Here is a 2464-nt window from a genome sequence, read left to right as displayed (position 1 = left end):
GAAGCGGGCCAGTAGACCCGCTCCGGATGCGTCAGCGCGACCCCCGCCACGGCCGGGCCGGGGTCGCGGCGCCCGCTCTGGCCGGACGGGCTCATCCGCGCCCCGGCGCGCCCGTCGCGATCTGCGCCAGGTCGCGCCCGGACAGGACCGAGGTCGTGGCCTCGCGCAGCAGCGCATCGCCGGAGCCGGGCCGGGCCTCCTCGTCGCGGTCCTTGATCAGCAGCCAGTTCCGGCGCGTCCCACGCCCGCGTCCGCGCATCAGCACGAGGTGCCAGCCGCCCTTCAGGCGCGTGCCGTGCAGGCGGAAATGCAGGCGCCCCCCTGCCAGATCCGCCGCCGGGTCCTCCGAAAGCGGCTCCCAGCTTCCGCGGTCCCAGAGCATGACCGTACCGGCGCCGTAGCCGCTGCCGATCACCCCCTCGAAGCCGCCATAGTCGAGGGGATGGTCCTCCACCTCCACCGCGAGGCGCTTCTCCTCCGGATCGAGGCTGGGGCCGCGCGTCACCGCCCAGGACTTCAGCACGCCATCCAGTTCGAGGCGGAAGTCGTAGTGCAGCCGCGTGGCGTCGTGCTTCTGCACCACGAAGAGACCCTCGTGCCGCCCGCCGTGGCGGATCGCCCCCTCGGGTTCCGGCGTCTGCCGGAAATCGCGCTTCTGGCGATAGCGGGCGAGCGGGTCACTGTCTGTCATGGCGAAGGGAGAACGCTTCCGCCACGCCCCGGTTCGGCCGCGGGGTGCAGGGTCAGTCCATGAAGGCCAAGGCCAGCCCCGCCGCCTCGGCCGGGGGCACCACCAGCCGCGCCCCATGCCGGACCGCCGTCACGCCATTCCCCGCCAGCAGCACCGCCACCTGTTCCGGCGCGGCGCAGTGGAGGCTGAGCGCCACCATCCGGTCCCGCCCCTCCTCCAGCGCCGGGACCTCGCCGAAACGCTCCGCCACCGTATCCGGCCGCAGCACGAGGACTGTGCCGGAACCGGCCGGCAGGCAGAGGCCGCCCTCGGTTTCCCGCACCGAAGAGGCGCCGGAACAGGCCGCCCATCCGCTCCGGCTCCCCGGAGGCGATCACGAACTCCGCCACGCCGGTCACGCCGTTGGGATGCCGGCGCCATTCCTCGCGCCAGACCAGTTCCGGCGTGTCGTGGTGGCAGAAGAACACCCGCCCGCTCTGGACCGCCGGGTCGGTGACGCTGGCGGTGCGGAAACGCGCATCCCGGCTTTCCTCCCCCAGCCGCACCGGGCGGCTGAATTCCCGGGCCTCGCCGACCGGCGCGCCCTTCGCGCGCAGGCGCCCGGCGAAATCGGGGGCGTCGGGCTTGAAGACGAGGCCGCTCAGCCCCGGAGGCGCGGTGTGCAGGTCCGCCCGCTGGGACGCTTCAAGGGGCGTCCGGCCGGGTTCGTAGCCGAGGAGCTCCAGGTAGTCCCGGCCGAAGATGGCGAGATGGTTGCTCGACCCCAGCGTGTGGTGGCCGCGCTCGGTCATGTCGAAGCCGAGCCGCGTGTACTGCGCCAGCGCCGCGTCGAGCCGGTCGCCCACGGTGATGACCACGTGGTCGATGGTGGCGGACAGATCGCTCATGGTTCGGCTCCCTTGGCGCCCGATTGCGGCCGCGAAGTCTCGCGCGCCCGCCCTGCCCGGGTCCATCCCCGGAAAGTCACATTCGGATAATGATAATCACTTGCATTTAAATTTTGGGCGTGCTTAACCTCTCTTCGCGGGCACCACTACCCCGTATCCCATCGAATGCCTCCTGCATTCAGACGTCGGAAACTCCCTACAGCCCGGTCGGCAACGACCGGGCTGCTTTTTCTCGTGCAGCCGGCGTCTCGCCCGTGCAATAGGAATCCCCCCCCGCCGGAGGCCGCATCAGCCCGGCACGTAGCCCAGCGCCCGGTCGCGCGCGCGGGCCTCCGCCACCCTCTCCTCCGCCGGGCCGAAGCCGCCACCGCCCGAGGTTTCCAGCCGGATCACGTCGCCCTGGCGCAGGCGCAGGTTGTTGACCTTGGAGCCCAGGCTCCGCATCTCGCCGCCGCGCAGCAGCAGGAGCCGCCCGGCACTACCCGGCTCGCCGCCCGCCAGCCCATAGGGGCGGAAGCGGAAGCGTTCGGCATTGGCGGTGAAGACGGCTTCCTGTGCGTCGATCCGCCACTCGCGGACCAGACCGAGCCCGCCGCGATACCGCCCCGCGCCGCCGGAACCAGGCAGCAGCCCGTACCGCGCGATCGTCAGCGGCAACTCGCTCTCGATCATCTCGGCGGGGATGTTGGAGTTGTTGTGCATGCCGAAGGTGAAGGCGCTCAGCCCGTCGCCTTCCGGATGCGCGCCACTGCCGCCGACCTCGATCTCCACCAGCACGCCGCGCGCGCCGTCCTCCTGCACCGTCTGGAAGGAGCACACGTAGCTGACGCCGTAATAGGCGGCCTGTCTCTTGATCACATCTACGCACAGCTCCACCGTAAGGCGA

General features: G+C 71.3%; 3 protein-coding genes. All 3 read right to left on the bottom strand.

Going from position 1 to position 2464, the window contains the following annotated elements:
- Positions 1–91 precede the first annotated feature (91 nt).
- Positions 92–691, bottom strand: coding sequence for a DNA polymerase ligase N-terminal domain-containing protein (locus tag ROTAS13_RS22965; RefSeq protein WP_075823540.1), 600 nt, complete (start codon positions 689–691; stop codon positions 92–94).
- The gene (locus ROTAS13_RS22960) at positions 688–1578 is read right to left on the bottom strand and encodes a VOC family protein (RefSeq protein WP_075823539.1); all 891 of its coding nucleotides are present in this window, start codon (positions 1576–1578) and stop codon (positions 688–690) included. The genes ROTAS13_RS22965 and ROTAS13_RS22960 overlap by 4 nt, the downstream gene beginning before the upstream one ends.
- Before the next feature lie 288 nt (positions 1579–1866).
- Positions 1867–2464 (bottom strand): hydantoinase B/oxoprolinase family protein (locus ROTAS13_RS22955; protein WP_139323517.1); only part of this gene is annotated, 598 nt, incomplete at its 5' end.

Origin of the sequence: Roseomonas sp. TAS13 (assembly GCF_001950415.1) — a bacterium.
In the GTDB taxonomy this organism is placed as follows: domain Bacteria; phylum Pseudomonadota; class Alphaproteobacteria; order Acetobacterales; family Acetobacteraceae; genus Roseomonas; species Roseomonas mucosa.
The sequence above is the reverse complement of the archived record's forward strand: the minus strand, read 5'-3'. Positions and strand labels throughout refer to the sequence as shown.